The sequence below is a fragment of the Aquimarina sp. KJ22-3 genome (genome assembly GCF_055808215.1).
Window position 1 is genome coordinate 2,657,343 of the sequence record NZ_CM147859.1, and the last position, 17,590, is coordinate 2,674,932.

Below are 17,590 nucleotides of genomic sequence, written 5' to 3' on the forward strand. Positions count from 1 at the left end.
TCGGTCATTTAATTAAACTCAGAATTGAAATAATTAAAATCAAACAAAATTATGAAAAAAACCATTCGGGAGTTTTCTTGTCGAGAAAACATCTCATAAGAATTATGAAAATCTACTCGCTACTTATTTGTATTACCCTATCGAAGTTATTTTCATTCAATACTTATTCCCAGAATATTTCGATTTCGTTAAAAGAAGCAACGTTAAAAGTAGCTATCGAAGAAATTGAAGAAAAGAGTGAATTTCGTTTCTTTTATAACAACAGTTTGATAGATATCTCCAAAAAGGTATCACTTACGGTGAATAACGAAAAGGTAAAAAGAATCCTAAACGATTTATTTATAGGGACAAATATTGATTTCAGCATCTATAAAAATCAAATAGTGCTTTTTCCGCATGATGGAAAAACTTCAGAAGAAACCTTCAAAAAGGTATTGGATTACATCAAGAAGAATGCAGAAAATTCGATACAACGTTCTGCAATCCCTACTAATTTCAGCTTCGCTCAAAATCGAATTAGAGGGACAGTAAGAGGATCCGATGGTGTTCCTCTACCTGGTGTTAATGTGGCGATAAAGGGAACGAACAGAGGAGCGTTAACCGATTTTGATGGGAATTACGAACTGGATGCTAATTTTGGTGAAACTATGGTGTTCTCTTACGTAGGGTTTGTTACTCAAGAAATTAGTATAGATAAAAATAAGATAGATGTAACGCTTCAAGAAGATGTTAGCACATTGGATGAAGTAGTGGTGGTTGCATACGGTACCGCAAGTAAATCTTCGGTAGTAGGATCAATTACTCAGATCGAATCAGAGGATATAGAAAGAAGACCAGTAACCAATGTGCTTACGGTATTAGATGGGGCAGCTGCTGGTGTAAAAATTACTCCGGCAAACGGGCAACCCGGATCTAGTCCTGCTATACGAGTAAGAGGTTTTGGTTCTATTAATGCGTCCAACAGTCCATTGATCGTCGTAGATGGAGTGGAATTCGTTGGTAATTTTTCCAGCCTTAACCCAAATGATATAGCCAACGTTACTATACTTAAGGATGCTGCGTCAACATCATTGTATGGTAGTAGAGCCGCTAACGGGGTGGTAATTATTACTACCAAAAAAGGTAAAAAAGGTAAAGACACTTTTTCAATAGATATAAGTCAAGGTGTAAGTACAAGAAGTATCGGAGAATATGATAGGCTGGATCCTGCCCAATATTATGAAGCTATGTGGGAAGCATTACGAAATAGCCTGTCTATTTCTGGTACTACTCCTGTAGCAGAAGCGAATCAACAAGCTACCGATGAGATTTTTGATGAATTGGGGATCAATCCATTTAATGTGCCCAACAATCAAATCGTATTACCAGATGGTAATATCAATCCAAATGCAAGTTTACGGTATGATGATCTGGATTGGCAAGAACTTTTGGTACGTACAGGATATCGCTCAAACTTGAATTTTTCATATAGCGGTTCTAGTGAAACTACAGATTACTTTGCGTCCTTAAGCTATTTGGAAGAGGACGGATATATCATCAATTCGAATTTTGAACGAATTACAGGAAGAATTAATATCAACAGTCAGTTACATAAAAATTTTAAAACTGGGATTAATTTATCTGTAGCTTCTTCAGAATCTAATAATGCTAATGATGCCGGAAATACGAGTTTAGTAAATCCGTTCCGTACTACCAGACTGATTGCATCTATTTACCCTGTGTTTTTACATGATCCCGATACAGGAGCATTTATTTTGGACGAAAATGGAGACAGACAATTTGATAGTAGTAACAGTAGAGTAGGAAGTTCTGCGGGAAGAAATGTAATTCAAGAAACGATATTGAATAGGGATTCTGATAAAATATTCTCTGTAAATGCCAGAGCATACACAGAGTTTAAGTTCCTGAATGATTTTACATTTACTTTTAACGCCGCTATGGATAAACGCTTTTTCAGTAATATCCAGTTTAACAATCCAATAGTAGGTGATGGAGCTCCGGATGGAGTAGCAGAAAAAGATGAAATTACAAACACAACCATCAATTATAATCAACTTTTACGCTACAATAAAACCATTGGAGAACATGGGATAAGCGTTCTTTTGGGACATGAAAGTTTTGATACTGAAAGAAACTTTTTTACCGCAAATAGGCGAGGACAGGTAGTAGATGGTAATATAGAATTGATCAATTTTACAACCACTCAAGATGTAGACTCCAACACTCGAAGATTAACACGAGAGGGATATTTCGGGAGTTTTAACTACGACTATCGGAATACGTATTATTTATCCGGTTCGTACAGAAGAGATGCCTCTTCAAGATTTGATGAGGGTAACCGATGGGGGGATTTCTTTTCAATTGGTGCTTCCTGGAGACTGGATCAAGAAGCATTCGTTAGTAGTGTAGATTGGATTAATTTATTAAAGCTTAGAGCTTCATATGGAGAAGTAGGTAACGATAACCTACTGGATGCAGCTGGAGTAAGCGATTTTTATATTAGTCAAGGATTATTTGATCTTGGATTTAATAATCAATTAGAAGGAGGTATATTATCGGCTACCACTGGTAATCCTGATATTACCTGGGAAACCAATATCCAATCTGATGCTGCATTAGAATTTGGGTTTTTGAACAACAGAGTTTCGGGAACGATCGAATATTATAGAAGAGAATCAAAAGATTTATTGTTTTTAGTGCCTATTCCAACTGCTTCAGGTTTGGATACTAAACCGGATAATATCGGAAGCATGGTCAATAATGGTTGGGAGTTTGATTTGAATTTTGGGATCATCAATAGTGCAAATTTTGATTGGAAATTAAACATAAATGCGGCTACAATAGCCAATGAGATTACAGAATTACCACAAGAAGAAATCATTAATGGTACTAAGAAATTAGTCGTAGGTGGTGATATTTTCGCGTTTTTCCTTAGAGATTGGTATGGTGTAGATCCTGATGATGGTTCTGGTTTGTTTGTGTTAGACCCAGAACTTGGTGCTGTTGGTGATGGTGATGTTCGAACGGCTGCAGATGGAACCATTGTAACCACAAATCAAAATAAGGCGTTACGGGATTTTGTAGGAACTGCAATTCCAGATCTGTTTGGAGCATTTACCAATACGTTTAGATATAAGAATTTTGATCTTGGATTTACGTTTACCTACCAAATAGGAGGACAAACTTATGATACCAACTACGCTAATCTTATGGAATCTGGTGAGTTTGGAGTAGCGTTAAGTACTGATATCTTGAGACGTTGGCAACGACCAGGAGATATTACCGATGTACCTAGGTTAGATGCAAATCAAACTGCTGCTTTTGGTGCGGCGTCTGATAGATGGTTGGTCAAATCCGATTTTCTTGCACTACGACAAGTGAATATGGCATATAATTTTGACAAGGATTTGGTTAACAAATTAGGATTAGCAAATGCCAGAATATACGTAAGCGGAGAAAATATTTTTGTAATTAACGAACGCAAAGGCCTTGAACCTGGTCAAAGATTTAATGGTACTACATCAAACCGATTTACTCCATCTAGAGTAATTTCATTAGGATTCAACGCAACATTTTAAAAAAAGAAATCATGAAAACATATAGAAGATTATTGATATTCATTATGGTTTTATCCGGTCTTGTATTTAATTCTTGCTCAGAGGATTTCTTGGATGAAACACCCACAGAATCGGTTTCTATAGAAGAAGCCACAGCGACAACTACCAATTTATTTACGATTGTTAATGGTATACATCGATCGCTATACATTAGGTATGGTTCGCAAGGAAGAACAGGAGTAGGTGCGCTTATGTTACAAAATGAAGTACTCGGAGATGATTTTGTAATGACTTCAAGAGCCAATGGTTGGTTCATCAATGCGTATCAATGGAATGATCATACTAATGCTACAGATGCAGATGATTTATTTCCGTATAGAACCTATTACAGAATTATAAGGAACGCAAACACGGTAATCAATGGAGCTGATAATGCAACAGGACCTGACGAAGAAAGAAATGCAGCCAAAGGACAGGCCTTGGTCTATAGAGCTTGGGCACATTTTCAACTTGTTCAGTTATACGGAATTCGATATCAAGCAGGGCAGGTAAATGATCAAATGGGAGTTCCTATTGTATTAACTACTGCTTTTGAACCACTGCCTCGTTCTACCGTCGAAGAAGTGTATACTCAAGTCAATGAAGATCTGGATGAAGCTATTGTACTTCTGGAAGGGTATGGCAGACCAAACAAATCTCATTTGGATCAGAGTGTAGCTCAGGGATTAAAGGCAAGAGTGGCATTGGTGCAAGGAAATTATTCGATTGCTGCAGATTTTGCCGAAACGGCTAGAGCTGGGTATCAGTTGATGTCAAGAGACGACTATTTTAATAATTTCAGTGATTATGAAAGCGATGAGTGGATGTGGGGAAGTCATATCGTAGAAGATCAAAGTGACACCTTTGGTAATTTTGGGGCTTTTATTTCTAGAAACTTCAGTTCTTCTAACATACGAGGTAATCCAAAGGCTATTAATAGTCTTTTGTACGATACCATGTCGGATACCGATGTGCGAAAATCTTTATTTGATCCCACAGGAGATCATGATGTATTACCTCCTGGAATCGTAATTTCCTCAAGACATCGTAAACGACCATTTACCAGTCAAAAATTTATTGCTGAAGGTGTAGGGGATAGTAGGATGGATGTTCCTTACATGCGAGTTTCTGAAATGTATTTGATCGAAGCTGAAGCAAAAGCTAGATTAAATGATCCTACAGCTGCTGATGTTCTCTTGGAGATTGGTGCCGAGCGAGACCCAGCGTATATAAGATCAGCAAATACAGGAACAGCTTTGGTTGACGAAATTTTACTACATAGGCGTTGGGAATTATGGGGAGAAGGTTTTAGGTTTTATGACCTAAAACGAACAAATGCCGCGCTTAATAGAAATGGTGCAAACCATTCTACAACTCTGGCAGTCGTTTTCGACGTTCCTGCTGGAGATAACAGATGGCAGTGGCTTATTCCACAACGCGCATTGGATGCTAACCCTCTATTAAGGCAAAATCCATTGTAATTAAGCCTTAATTAATAAACTGAATTATATAATTGTTTAGTTTGTGTTAGCCTTTTGTAATGAGTTCAATTGTTTTGTAAAAAACATTGGACTCATTATCAAAGTATTTTGATGATTAAAGCATTGCTTTATCCATATGCTTTTAAAAAACAAAGATTTTTTTAGATCTCTGGATGAATTAATCTGTACTTTTAAAATATGAAATTTCATATTCTAAAGGAGATGACTGTTTACCAGGATTTTTTGAGAATAAAAAAAGCCTGGATCAAACACGACCGTTTTAACGGAGCAAGCAGTGTTACTTACGATCGAGAATGTTTGGATAAAGGAGATTTTGCAACGGTATTACTATTTGAAAAAGATACGAAACAAATCATTCTCGTTAAACAATTTCGATATCCCAGCATTCATCATGGTGATGGTTGGGTCCTGGAAATTCCAGCTGGAGGAATAGAAGAAGGAGAGGATCATAAAGAATGTGCTATTCGAGAAGTATATGAAGAAACAGGATACGTAACCAAAAATCTTGAGTATATGGTTACTTGTTATACCTCACCCGGAATTACTAATGAACGTATGATTCTGTATTACGCAGAGGTGGATCAAAATGATAAAACTGGTGAAGGAGGAGGAAACACAAATGAAGATGAAGATATTGAGCTGCACAAATACAGTATCCCCGAAATCAAAGAACTTTTATTGTCAGGAACCATCAATGATGCAAAAACAGTCATTGCTTTACAATGGTATTTGCTTCATAAAACTTAGGAGATAGATGATATACTATTTGAGATTGGTTAGAATAAAATCCAGCTTTTTATTAGTATTCAAGTTTTGAGCAAAAGAGTCAGTAACATGCTTACTGCGATTGGCAAGCCCTAGTTCCTGTAAACGTAAGATACTATCTTTATTTTCTAAGGTCACTTTACCGGTAAGTAATAGATTCATATCCTGCTCAGAGTGGTAGTAATCATATACTTTCTTCAATCCGGTAAGATATAAGTAATCTTTGGTAAATCCGCCTCCTCGATGCACTCTGAGTGTGATCTGCCAGGCAGCTTCGCGATCTAATTTATATTGACTATATAACAAATCAAAAGTACCTTTAAAATCGTATCCTTTGATTAGACTATCAGCAGCAATAACTCTATAGGCAAGTTCTTTCATTCTCTTCAAAGTCAAACTACCCGACATATATTCGCTCAACACCGCTAGTCCTTCTTGAGTTTCCGTATTGTTTACAAAACCATTAGAGAAAACTTTTAGCGGCTGACTTTTTCCATTAAAAGTAGTGACCATATGTACTCCAATTTCATGATTGGCCAAAACCTTTAACTCGTTTTCACTGAATTTGTAATTCCTTTTTAATACTAATGTTTCTGATGCGTTTAGTACCATAGCAGAAGCCGAGATATGAGTAGATTTTTTGATATTAAAATCAAAATCATACCGCTTAGAAAATTCATTAAAATAACTTTCAGCTTCGTCAACAGAGTACTTCTTGATCATACTTTCGGGCATGGGTTCGTCTTCAAAATGAAGAATAAAGCGGGCATTTTCTACATCACGTTCCTTAGGTGTTCCAAACACTTTTAAGGAATTGTAGTAAAAATTCTTTCCACTCCCAATAGTTTCTATGCATTGTATAAGGCCAGAATATTCATAAATAATATCCTGATATAACTTTCTGATCTGTTTATCCTCGATACGCTCTAATTTTTGATCAAAAAATAAGCGCTGTAATTTGTAAGGATTAAACTTGATCTTGCGATACTTAAAAGTTGGATTTTTTCGGTATTTGCTGGTAAAAAACAGTTTTTTTTCCTGCTCAATATTCAGAGGATTAAGAAAATTGAGTAATTCAATATTCTTGACCAGACGATCCAAATTTTGATCGATCTTAAAAAGATCACTATAGGTAGCTACAACATCTTCAATCATTATCTTGTCGTTGATTCTTTAAGGATTCGAGAATCACAAACTAACTGCAAAAAATGCAGATTAACAAATAGGTTAGCATTTAATCAATGAATCGGTCAAAAAATGATTTTGCGTGATCGGGGAGTATGGTTTTTAACTGTGTTTCTATAGCGTGAACTACTTCAGGATATAGGACATAATTCAGTTCATCGCAATATATTTTCGAAAATTCTGTAGCCAACACCAGGGTGTTTTCGAAGTTTGCCGTGATGTATTTTAGAAAATAACCATTTCCTTGAAAAGTGTCATTTATGGCTGCGGATGTTTTCTCAATATGCGGTAGTTTAATGTTAGACAATGCAGTACACCAGGATTGTGCAAAGGCATCGTATTTGGTGTGATCAATATTTTTGGTTCCCAAGTTGATAATAGGTACTTCTCGATCCCATCGCTGCCAGTTGTAGGAGTGCATATCATAAACGATTGCAGCTCCGTGTTTTGACTCGATTTTTGAAATCAAAGCCTGAACAACTTTGTAAAAATTATGATGCTTTTCAAGAGATCTGCGTTTTAACTCTGCAGGTAATGGGGTTTTCCAAAGTTTTTTGCTCCATGCATCCTCATAAACCGCAATTTCAGGAGATCTGTTTAGGTCATATTCAAATCTTGAGTCACATCCAGCAATAACAATAGGGTGACTTTGCACCATTTGTCGGGTAGCAGGATCCTCTTCATACCAACGATCGTATTCAGAATGTAAGCAGTATTCCCAAAGCTCTTTTCGAAATTGATGCCCATCATGCACAGCGGCACAAACATAATAGTCATAAGCCTCAATTTTCAAAGTAAAAGAATAGTCGTTGGCAACAGCATGGAAAGGTTCTTCCCGATGTATTTTTTCAATAATATCCTCGATGGATAGTTTAAGCATCATCTACAGTTTTTCTGAGTTTCGCTTTGCGATCGAATCTGTTTACGCGTTGCACTACCTTATCTTCGATAAAATCAACTACTTTTTCTTGTAGTCGTACTTTATATTTTTTATTGATATAAGTAATTCCTCCCGGGCTCATCACATTTACTTCAACCAACATTCCATTAATGACATCGATCCCTACAAAATACAATCCATCTTTAACTAATTTGGGACCAATCTTTCTACAAAGTTCTTTTTCTGTCTTCGTTAATGAGTGTTTTACTACAGAACCTCCAGCGGTTACATTAGATCGGTGATCATCTTCCCCTGGAATTCTGCGCATAGCCCCAATAGGTTTCCCGTTGAGGATCAATATACGTACATCACCTTGATCTGCACCTTCTATGTAATCCTGAAGAATCACATAATTACTGGATCCATCTTTGTTATCGATATAGAAATCCAACAAAGATCTGATACTACTCATTGCTCCTTTTTCGATCAGGATCACTCCAGAACCACCAAAACCATTCAATGGTTTCAATATCATTTTATCGTTTGGAGCTTCTTTAATCATCTTGATAAGGTACTCTTTATTTTTGGTAACGTGAGTTTTAGGAATAAAATGAGTTTCCAAATCATCAAACGCTGCAGTATATAGCTTGTTGTTGGATCTACGGATACCGTCGATATCATTCATGATAAAAACATCATCTTTTACCGAATCCAAAAAGTTAAGCATGATCATATCCAGAGGAGGATTACTACGTAAAATGATGACATCAAATCCTGCCAGCGGTAGCATTTCATCTCTAAAAGTGGTTTTGGCATGAAAGGATTTCATCGAAGAAGAAATCTTTTCGGTCCTATTGATCACTTTACAAAACGAATAGGTTACACTATCTCGGATTGTTAAGTTATAAGGAGTGGCAAGGGCAACACCATGACCACGTTTCGCACATTCATGAATAAGCGTTAGGGAAGTGTCTTTTTCTGGATCTATTTCTTCCCATGGATACATTAAAAAGCAAACATTCATTGCAGATGATTTTTGAATGTAAAAATTTACGTTTTTTATTAGAAAATCAAGAAAAATCTTAAAATAAAGTTTCTTCTATGTTGAAACTATTATTCACACTTGATATTAACACCTACGTTATTTAATTTTTTCCATACCGGATGATTTGTAGGTTGTGGTGAAATATCAAAACGAACCAAGTGTTTGTTTTCCTTTTGACAAGGTGTGTGATTCACGATGATGAAAAGTTCAACGGGTTGTTTTGTGATAAAAGCATCGTAGGTCAAAACTTTGCCTACAAACGTAGTTGTGCTAATTTTTTCAAAAAAGGCCTTTGATTTAGGAATTTGATTCTCATTGACATCCGATTTTGCAACGATATTCATGAGGCCATCGTAATAGATTTCAAGTTCTTTTTCTATTTTTTTGGCAGATAACGTTGGATCTTGATCAATTTCCCACAAAAAAACATAAGAAAAATAGTCTTTTGCTCCTTTGGTTCCCCATCCGGGAGCAAATTGTACATATTCTACACCGGTATATGCTAATGAAGGTGCAAAATCTAAGGGAAGTTGAAGGATTTCACTTCTCCAACCATCAGGTGCAGAAAGCTTGTTTTTGACAGATTTTTCTGGGCTACATTGTAAGAATAATAAAAAAAATATAAAAAAAGGTATGGTTTTTGTCAATTTCATTTTTGAAGTATTATTTTAGTGCTAAAAGTACTAAATTGTATTATTATAGAATTTTCATAAATTTGTGTTAAAGCAAATGGAATACAAAACCTACAAAATGAATTATTATAAAACATTTTTACTATTGCTCTTTTTCGTAGTTCAGGTAGCCCCAGCTCAAACTGAACAAGATAGAAGAGAAGCCGAGATCATTAATATCCAGAGGGATATCGTAGCCAAACTTACTGGTCACGAACCTATCAAGGGTAAAAAGAAGCTAAGCAGTAGATTTACGAATGCCGAGAGAAAAGCTACGGCCGACTATTTACTAAATTCTTTAAAAGAAGCTGGTTTAAAGCCAGTGAAAGAAAATTATAACGTTCAGGATAAAAAGGGAAATCAATATAACGGAAACAATGTTTATGCTGAAATTCCTGCAACGAATGGTAGTGACGAATGGGTGTTAATTTGTGCGCACTACGATACGGTAGAAAATAGCCCTGGTGCGGTTCATAATGCTACTGGCGTAGCTATAGCTTACTATGTTGCCAAAAAAATAGCTGAGCTGGAGACTAGAAACAAAAATTTTATGGTAGTATTCTTCGATCATTGGAAAAGCAATATGATTGGTACAAGAATGTTTACCAAAAAATTACAAACCGATGGATATAATATACACTCTATGCACAGAGCGGATTATATGGGATGGGATAATGATGAAGATCGTGCGATTGAATTGTTGGCGTCTAACATTAGCTTAGAATCCTTATATCGTATCGAATCTCCGGTTCCGGTGTATAAGCGTGAAGTAGCTACTCCGGAAAGTAGATTCTTTTCTAACTTCGGTTACGAAACCGTTACCCTTACCGCAGAATTGAAAAACGCAGATAATTCTCCTTTTGTTAGACAAAGTGAGGACAAGTATACGACAGTGAATTTTAAATATTTGGCGTCAACTACAGAGATTACCTATAATGTAATGAAGGCATTAGCCACGGAATAAGAAAGATCGGAAAATTTTATAACGAAAGAGTTCTTACTTAAGTAAGAACTCTTTTAGTTTTTGATAACTATCTATAGGAATGTTTTGTTTCTCTTTGTCTAGTACACTCTGAATCTGCTCAGGAATTTCTACAGTAACATCCAAGGTATCTTCTACTATATCAAGGAATTTTACCGGATGAGCGGTTTCTAGGAAAATACCGTAATCAGTTCCATTTAATTGATGTTCCTTTAAACCTAAATACCCAACAGCACCGTGTGGATCGGTGATATATCCACTAGTGTCAAATACACTTTTCATTGCCTCTTTGGTTTGCAGATCATCAAAACTATAGGCGGAGAAAGAATCCTTTAGTACTTCAAAGTTGTTGCCAAATAACTCTTGAATTCTAATAAAATTACTAGGGTTACCTACATCCATAGCATTTGATATGGTAGCTTTTGAAGGTTTAGGTTCGTACTTTTCTGTTTGTAAATAAGAAACAACGGTATCATTGATATTGGTAGAAGCTATAAAATGCTTTACCGGAAGACCTAATTTTTTGGCGACAATACCCGCACAGATGTTTCCAAAATTACCACTAGGTACCGAAAATGTAATTTCTTTTCCTTTGTGTTTTACCTGCTTGTAGGCAAACAAAAAGTATAACAATTGTGGAAGCCATCTGGCTACATTGATAGAATTTGCTGAAGTTAGTTGAACACTATCAGTAATACTAGTGTCTAGAAATGCAGTTTTGACCATATCCTGGCAATCGTCAAAAACGCCATCAACTTCTAATGCAGTAATGTTTTGGCCAAGAGTCGTTAACTGCCTTTCCTGAATGTCACTTACTTTTCCTTTAGGATAGAGAATTACAACTTCGACTCCCTCAACTCCTAAGAATCCTTTTGCTACGGCTCCTCCTGTATCGCCGGAAGTCGCCACCAAAACAGTAACCTTGTTTTTATTATGTTGATTAAAATAACCCAGGCACCTAGCCATAAAACGAGCACCCACATCTTTGAATGCCATGGTTGGCCCATGAAACAATTCTAATGTTCCTATGTTGTCCTGAATATCTACAACAGGGAAATCAAAACTCAAAACATCCTTTAAAATATCTTTGAGTTCTTCTTCAGGAATTTCATCACCTACAAATTGTTGGATCGCCCGAAAAGCAATTTCAATGTTATCCAGCGTATCAATAGTTTCAAAAAAACTATCGGGCAGGGGAGTTATGTTTTCTGGAAAATACAAGCCCCTATCTGGCGCCAAACCTTTGATAACAGCTTCAGAAAAAGAAACTTTTGGTGCGTTATGATTTAAACTATAATATAACATTTGTTTGTCGATTAATGGTTGAGTACGGCCGAAAACTCTATCTCGACCAAAATTTCGGGATCAATGAGTTTAGCTACTTCTACAAGAGTAGCAACAGGTCGTATTTCTTTAAAAAATTCTCCGTGTGCTTTTCCTATCAATTCCCATTTTGAAATATCGGTACAGTACATCCTAGTGCGTACCACATTATTAAGGTCTGCTCCAAGATCCTTTAATGCTTGTTCGGCAATTTTGATAATACCTACAGTTTGCTCATATTCATTTGCTCCACTGGCTGTAGTTCCAGAAATTTCAATAATATCTCCTATTTTAATAGCTCTTGAATATCCTACAATATCTTCCCAGGGAGCTCCAGTACTTATTTTCTTTATTTCTTTCATTATGAATCGATTATTTTAACGCCTTTATCATTGATTTTTGAAACATGAATATCAAACGCAAGTCCCGTGGTATCATACACTTCTCGAATTGCAGTAGCAACATGATTAGCTGTTTCAGTTCCTTTGCTAAGCGTAAAGATCGAAGGTCCAGATCCTGAAATCCCACACCCAAGAGCTCCTTTACTCATTGCAGCTTCTTTCACTGCATTAAATTCAGGTATCAGAATGGATCGCAATGGCTCGATGATAACATCCTCCAGACTACGACCAATAAGGTCATAATCCTCAGTATACAATCCAGCTACAAACCCACCAACATTTCCCCACTGCCGAATCCCATCTTTGAGGGTGATATTAGATTTAATTACAGAACGAGAATCTGAAGTTTTTACTTCAATCTGTGGATGAATTACGGTTATCATTAAATCTTCTGGAGTATGTAATTTAATCACATCGAGAGGAGAATAACTACGTACTAGGGTAAAGCCGCCTAACAGGGCAGGGGCTACATTATCTGCATGTGCATTACCGCTTGCCAATTTTTCTCCTTCCATAGCAAAGGCAACAAGATCCTGAGGCGAAAAAGGATTGCTTAGCAAATGATTAACCGCCCAAACAGCTCCGGCACTACTGGCAGCACTGCTCCCAATACCACTTCCTGCTTTTATTTTTTTATAAATCTCTATATCTACTCCCAGGGATTGACCGTACTTTTTAAGCAAAGCTTCGACAGCAACACCTGCTACATTTTTGTGTGTCTCGATAGGGAGATCAGCACCTTCGATTTTGGTGATTTTTACACCTGGATCTTCATGCAGGGAAATCACCATTTCGTCACCTACAGTATCCAAACAACATCCTAACACATCAAATCCACAGGATAGGTTGGCTACAGTAGCAGGAGCGAATATTTTAATACGTTTGTTCATATTCACTATTTTTTACCAATTCTAATGATATCTGCAAAAATTCCCGAAGCAGTTACATCTGCTCCGGCACCTGCTCCTTTAACGATAAGAGGCTGTTTAGGATACCTGTCTGTATAAAAAAGAACAATATTATCACTACCTTCAAGGTTGTAAAATGGATGATCGGCAGGAATGAACTGTAGTCCTACTTTTGCAGTTCCATCTTCATATTGTGCTACGTATTTTAATCGGCTATTTTTTTCATTTGCCTCTTCAAGAATAGATTTAAAATGAGACTCATTTTCAGTTAGGGAAGTGAAAAAATCTTCCACGTTTTTGGTTTCCAAACTATCAGCAGGTAAGAAAGAATCGTTTTCAATATCCTCCAGTTCCATGATTTTACCACTTTCTCTGGCTAGAATCAGAATTTTACGAGCTACATCAACACCACTTAGATCAATTTTTGGATCAGGTTCGGTATATCCTTCTTGCTGTGCTTGTTTTACTATATCATGAAAGGTAACACCTTCTTTGTAATTGTTGAAAACAAAATTGAGACTTCCTGATAGAACAGCCTGTATTTTGTGAATATTATCTCCTGAAGCAATAAGATTATTGAGTGTATCTATAATCGGTAAACCAGCACCTACGTTGGTTTCATATAGGAACGAAGCATTGAATTTTCTGGACAAGTTTTTCAACTCTTCGTAGTTGTTATACTCGTCGGCACAAGCAATTTTGTTACAGGTCACCACCGCCATACTTTCGGCCAGATAATATTTGTAAATTTTTGCAATGTCTGGGTTAGCTGTATTATCAACGAATATAGAGTTTCGTAGGTTCATTTCCTTTGCTTTTTCAAAAAATGCCTTAGCATCTGCCTTTTCTCCGTTGGCAAGCGCTTCTTCCCATTGATCTAAAGCAATACCTCCTTCATCAAAAATCATTTTTCGAGAATTCGACATACCGACCACTCTAATTTTTAGTCTTAATTTATCTTTAAGATATTTTTTCTGCTGATCTAGCTGTTCTAATAATTTACTTCCTACATTTCCGACACCAGTAACAAACAAGTTTAATTGTTTTGTTTTTACCTCAAAGAATCTTTCATGTAGTGTATTCAATGCTTTTTTGATATCTTTTTCTTCGATGACCACAGAAATATTTTTTTCTGAAGCTCCTTGTGCAATGGCTCTAATGTTGACATTGTTTTTACCTAATGTGCTAAACATTTTACCACTCAATCCCTGATGAGAATACATATTATCTCCAACCAGTGCGACAATGGCTGCCTTGTTTTCAATTTTTACAGGATCTAATCTCTTTTTTGCGATCTCAAACTCAAAAGTAGTATCCAAAACTGTTTTGGCTTTTGAAGCTTCAGATGCTTCTATCGCCAAACAGATAGAATGTTCTGAGGATGCCTGAGTGATGAGAATCACATTGATGTTATTAAGGAAAAGCGTTTCGAACAAACGTTTTGAAAAACCTGGAATGCCGACCATACCACTACCTTCCAAAGAGATAATGGAGATGTTGTCAATATGACTAATCCCTGTAACTGGTTTTTCCCGGTCCGAGACTTCTCTTGTGATTAATGTCCCTTTAACTTCGGGTTCGAAAGTGTTTTTGATAACTATAGGGATATTTTTATCCAATACCGGGTGAATAGTAGGTGGATAAATCACCTTCGCTCCAAAATGAGAGAGCTCCATAGCTTCATGATATGAAATATGTGCTACTGGTTTGGCTTGTTTTACCAATTTTGGATTAGCGGTGTACATCCCACTTACATCTGTCCAGATTTGTAACTCATTGGCATCCATTGCAGCAGCCAGAATTGCAGCAGTAAAATCGGATCCTCCTCTTCCTAGAGTAGTGGGTTCTCCATCCTGTGTTCTAGCCACAAATCCGGGAAACAGGCATACCTTATGTTTTGTAACAGAAGCAAAATCTTGAATCCTTTGATTGGTTTCTGTATAATCTATAGAAACTTTTGAGTTTACTGTTTTGACAATCAGCTCTCTCGAATCCTTCAAAACAATATCAAGTCCTTTTACTTTAGCTGCTTCGGATATAATATAAGAAGATAGCATTTCACCAAAACTTGAAATTACCGAAGCAGTTTTTTCAGACAATTCACTTAATAGAAATACTCCTTCACAAAGAGATTCTAGCGCATTAAGTTCAGATTTTACTTTACTGATAATAGCACTTTGAGAAGTGATAGGAATTAATTCTTTTATGGCATCAAAATGCCTTTGCTCGATAGTAGCAAGCGTTTGTTTATATGCTTCATTATTGTTTGAGGCTTCTTCTCCTGCCTGTAATAATAGGTCTGTAATTCCTCCCATCGCAGATACTACCACATACAAAGGTGTGGTAGAAGATTGGTTTTCAATGATATGAATTACCTTTTCTATGGTAGCCGCATTGGCTACAGACGAACCTCCAAATTTTAGAACGTTCATAATATGTTTTTTAGATTGAAATAAAAGTGATAAAGCTTAATTTTCGGTAGCTTAATCTTAATAAACTACGTACTCTTTCTGTGGTGATATATAATGTATTAACCCCTAGGGGTAATAATAGTACCCGTGATAGAAGTTCTCCCAGAAAGGGTAATCATTTCTAACCTAATCCATGAAGCCGAGATGTAAACGGTACTTAACATTAGTTTGCTTTATATTATAAGTTCAAATGTATAATTTTTTACTTTTAGAGAAAATTAAATTAGAACTATCCTTAAACTTTTGTTAATTCAATAATATAGGTATAGTTTCGTTGTAGAATTCTCAAAAAAAATAAGCAAAGCAAGCTCATGAAAATATTTTCAGCATCACAAATGCGTATGGCAGACGAAGTTACCATAAAATCAGAGAAAATAACTTCTTTAGAATTAATGGAACGGGCTGCAGGTCAAATTTTTAATCTTTTGCATCATCGATTACAGGGAGCACAAATACCTATCCATGTGTTTTGTGGTATAGGAAATAATGGAGGAGATGGATTGGTGATTTCAAGATTATTAGTAGAACATGGTTATAATGTAAAAACCTACATTGTTAATTTTAGTGAGAATCGATCCAAAGATTTTCTGGTGAATTATGATCGATTAAAGGAAATAGCAAAAGAATGGCCTTTCCAGATTAAATCTGAAGAAGATTTTCCCACTGTTCAATATCAGGATATGGTGATCGATGCTATCTTTGGGATTGGGTTAAATAGACCGTTGGTACCTTGGGTGACCCAGCTTATTAAGCATATCAATAATGCACGTTGTTTTACGCTCTCTGTTGATATTCCTTCTGGTCTGTATGATTACAAAAAACCTGATGATCCTGAAGGAGTTATTTTTGCAGATGTAACAGTCACTTTTCAGTTACCTAAGTTGGTCTTTTTCTTACCGCAAACTGGAGGTTATACCAAGGAAATAGAGGTGATTGATATCGGATTAGATCGAAATTTTTTGCATCAGACACCCGGTATTGCAGAATTGATTAACAAAAATGAGGTAGTTCCTTTATATCGTTCTCGACATAAATATAGTCATAAAGGTACTTTTGGACATTGTGTATTGATTGGGGGAAGTTATGGTAAGATAGGAAGTATGGTATTGGCCACCAAAGCCGCTTTAAAAATGGGAGCAGGTTTGGCTACCGCTTATATACCCGAGTGTGGATATGACGTATTACAAACTACAGTACCAGAAGCCATGGTGATTACCGATAGTGATGATGAGTTGGAAGAGATCAATTTGGATTTTGAACCATCTGCAGTTGGTATAGGAATGGGATTGGGAACCGATGAGAAAACGATTAAAGCGTTTGAAGAGTTTTTGAAGGAAAATAAAGCTCCTATGGTTATTGATGCTGATGCTATCAATTGTATGGCCAAAAGACCTGAACTTTTAGAACATCTTCCTTTGCAAACCATCATTACACCACATCCTAAAGAGCTGGAACGGCTTATAGGGAAGTGGGAAGATGATTTTGACAAAATAAGAAAAGCACAGGAGTTTTCTGCTAAGCATCGTTGTGTTCTTATAATAAAAGGAGCTAACTCTATTATTATATATGAAGATCAAATGTATGTTAATAATTCTGGGAATCCTGGTATGGCTACCGCTGGTAGTGGAGATGTGCTAACAGGAATGCTTACTGGACTTTTGTCACAAGGATATGATCCAATTCGCGCAGCGGTGTTAGGTACCTATTTACATGGTAGTGCTGGAGACCTGATCGCTCAAAAAAATGGCTTTGAAGCGTTAATTGCTGGAGATATCGTGAACAATATTGGTCAGGCTTATTTGGAGTTGTTTAGGCAGCCACAGCAACAGGCACAAGAATAAAAATGATCAAAATATAAATA

The 17,590-nt window shown here is 36.4% G+C and carries 13 protein-coding genes; 5 read left to right on the forward strand and 8 right to left on the reverse strand.

What is annotated here, in order from left to right:
* Positions 1–104 precede the first annotated feature (104 nt).
* The 3 genes from AC0L3Q_RS12180 to AC0L3Q_RS12190 all read left to right on the forward strand — a co-directional run bounded on the left by AC0L3Q_RS12180 (position 105) and on the right by AC0L3Q_RS12190 (position 5,845).
* Positions 105–3,578 carry a SusC/RagA family TonB-linked outer membrane protein gene (locus AC0L3Q_RS12180; RefSeq protein WP_473286823.1) on the forward strand — a complete coding sequence of 1,158 codons (3,474 nt, stop codon included), beginning with the start codon at positions 105–107 and terminating at the stop codon, positions 3,576–3,578.
* An 11-nt stretch (positions 3,579–3,589) separates the two neighbouring features.
* Positions 3,590–5,077: a RagB/SusD family nutrient uptake outer membrane protein gene (locus AC0L3Q_RS12185; protein WP_473286824.1), complete on the forward strand. Its 1,488-nt coding sequence runs from the start codon at positions 3,590–3,592 to the stop codon at positions 5,075–5,077.
* A gap of 198 nt (positions 5,078–5,275) precedes the next feature.
* Positions 5,276–5,845, forward strand: a complete 570-nt coding sequence (locus AC0L3Q_RS12190; protein ID WP_473286826.1) for an NUDIX domain-containing protein — start codon at positions 5,276–5,278, stop codon at positions 5,843–5,845.
* Between the two features lie 15 nt (positions 5,846–5,860).
* On the opposite strand, the gene AC0L3Q_RS12195 is transcribed toward AC0L3Q_RS12190, so the two are convergent.
* From AC0L3Q_RS12195 to AC0L3Q_RS12210, 4 genes are all read right to left on the reverse strand, one after another.
* Positions 5,861–7,018, reverse strand: a complete 1,158-nt coding sequence (locus AC0L3Q_RS12195) for a flavohemoglobin expression-modulating QEGLA motif protein (protein WP_473286827.1) — start codon at positions 7,016–7,018, stop codon at positions 5,861–5,863.
* A gap of 79 nt (positions 7,019–7,097) precedes the next feature.
* The gene (locus tag AC0L3Q_RS12200) at positions 7,098–7,928 is read right to left on the reverse strand and encodes an N-formylglutamate amidohydrolase (RefSeq protein ID WP_473286938.1); all 831 of its coding nucleotides are present in this window, start codon (positions 7,926–7,928) and stop codon (positions 7,098–7,100) included.
* A complete protein-coding gene (gene gshB, locus AC0L3Q_RS12205) occupies positions 7,921–8,952 on the reverse strand; it encodes a glutathione synthase (RefSeq protein WP_473286829.1) in 1,032 nt (343 codons plus the stop codon). The genes AC0L3Q_RS12200 and gshB overlap by 8 nt, the downstream gene beginning before the upstream one ends.
* An 89-nt stretch (positions 8,953–9,041) precedes the next feature.
* Positions 9,042–9,626 (reverse strand): hypothetical protein, encoded by a 585-nt coding sequence (locus AC0L3Q_RS12210; protein WP_473286830.1) that lies wholly within the window; start codon positions 9,624–9,626, stop codon positions 9,042–9,044.
* A gap of 97 nt (positions 9,627–9,723) precedes the next feature.
* On the opposite strand from AC0L3Q_RS12210, the gene AC0L3Q_RS12215 reads away from it, so the two are divergent.
* Entirely contained in the window at positions 9,724–10,608 is an 885-nt protein-coding gene (locus AC0L3Q_RS12215; protein WP_473286832.1) for a M28 family metallopeptidase, read from the forward strand.
* Positions 10,609–10,641: 33 nt separating this feature from the next.
* Here AC0L3Q_RS12215 and thrC read toward each other — a convergent pair whose 3' ends face one another.
* From thrC to thrA, 4 genes are read right to left on the reverse strand one after another with little or no spacing between them, the layout of a single operon-like run.
* Positions 10,642–11,931, reverse strand: a complete 1,290-nt coding sequence (gene thrC, locus AC0L3Q_RS12220) for a threonine synthase (protein WP_473286834.1) — start codon at positions 11,929–11,931, stop codon at positions 10,642–10,644.
* A gap of 11 nt (positions 11,932–11,942) precedes the next feature.
* Positions 11,943–12,311, reverse strand: coding sequence for a RidA family protein (locus AC0L3Q_RS12225; RefSeq protein WP_473286835.1), 369 nt, complete (start codon positions 12,309–12,311; stop codon positions 11,943–11,945).
* Complete coding sequence (locus tag AC0L3Q_RS12230) at positions 12,311–13,240, reverse strand: homoserine kinase (RefSeq protein WP_473286837.1); 930 nt, start codon at positions 13,238–13,240, stop codon at positions 12,311–12,313. Before AC0L3Q_RS12230 ends, AC0L3Q_RS12225 begins: the two co-directional genes overlap by 1 nt.
* 5 nt (positions 13,241–13,245) lie before the next feature.
* Positions 13,246–15,690, reverse strand: coding sequence for a bifunctional aspartate kinase/homoserine dehydrogenase I (gene thrA / locus AC0L3Q_RS12235; RefSeq protein WP_473286839.1), 2,445 nt, complete (start codon positions 15,688–15,690; stop codon positions 13,246–13,248).
* Positions 15,691–16,040: 350 nt separating this feature from the next.
* Between thrA and AC0L3Q_RS12240 the strand changes: the two genes are divergently transcribed.
* A complete protein-coding gene (locus tag AC0L3Q_RS12240) occupies positions 16,041–17,570 on the forward strand; it encodes an NAD(P)H-hydrate dehydratase (RefSeq protein ID WP_473286841.1) in 1,530 nt (509 codons plus the stop codon).
* Positions 17,571–17,590: the final 20 nt, after the last annotated feature.

What these genes read in the sequence shown, in the direction of transcription:
- AC0L3Q_RS12180 (WP_473286823.1), top strand. Translation starts at nt 105, where the DNA reads ATGAAAATCTACTCGCTACTTATTTGTATTACCCTATCGAAGTTATTT.
- AC0L3Q_RS12215 (WP_473286832.1), top strand. Translation starts at nt 9,724, where the DNA reads ATGAATTATTATAAAACATTTTTACTATTGCTCTTTTTCGTAGTTCAG.
- AC0L3Q_RS12190 (WP_473286826.1), top strand. Translation starts at nt 5,276, where the DNA reads ATGAAATTTCATATTCTAAAGGAGATGACTGTTTACCAGGATTTTTTG.
- thrA (WP_473286839.1), bottom strand. Translation starts at nt 15,690, where the DNA reads ATGAACGTTCTAAAATTTGGAGGTTCGTCTGTAGCCAATGCGGCTACC.
- gshB (WP_473286829.1), bottom strand. Translation starts at nt 8,952, where the DNA reads ATGAATGTTTGCTTTTTAATGTATCCATGGGAAGAAATAGATCCAGAA.
- AC0L3Q_RS12185 (WP_473286824.1), top strand. Translation starts at nt 3,590, where the DNA reads ATGAAAACATATAGAAGATTATTGATATTCATTATGGTTTTATCCGGT.
- AC0L3Q_RS12230 (WP_473286837.1), bottom strand. Translation starts at nt 13,240, where the DNA reads ATGAACAAACGTATTAAAATATTCGCTCCTGCTACTGTAGCCAACCTA.
- AC0L3Q_RS12200 (WP_473286938.1), bottom strand. Translation starts at nt 7,928, where the DNA reads ATGCTTAAACTATCCATCGAGGATATTATTGAAAAAATACATCGGGAA.
- AC0L3Q_RS12240 (WP_473286841.1), top strand. Translation starts at nt 16,041, where the DNA reads ATGAAAATATTTTCAGCATCACAAATGCGTATGGCAGACGAAGTTACC.
- AC0L3Q_RS12225 (WP_473286835.1), bottom strand. Translation starts at nt 12,311, where the DNA reads ATGAAAGAAATAAAGAAAATAAGTACTGGAGCTCCCTGGGAAGATATT.
- thrC (WP_473286834.1), bottom strand. Translation starts at nt 11,931, where the DNA reads ATGTTATATTATAGTTTAAATCATAACGCACCAAAAGTTTCTTTTTCT.
- AC0L3Q_RS12210 (WP_473286830.1), bottom strand. Translation starts at nt 9,626, where the DNA reads ATGAAATTGACAAAAACCATACCTTTTTTTATATTTTTTTTATTATTC.
- AC0L3Q_RS12195 (WP_473286827.1), bottom strand. Translation starts at nt 7,018, where the DNA reads ATGATTGAAGATGTTGTAGCTACCTATAGTGATCTTTTTAAGATCGAT.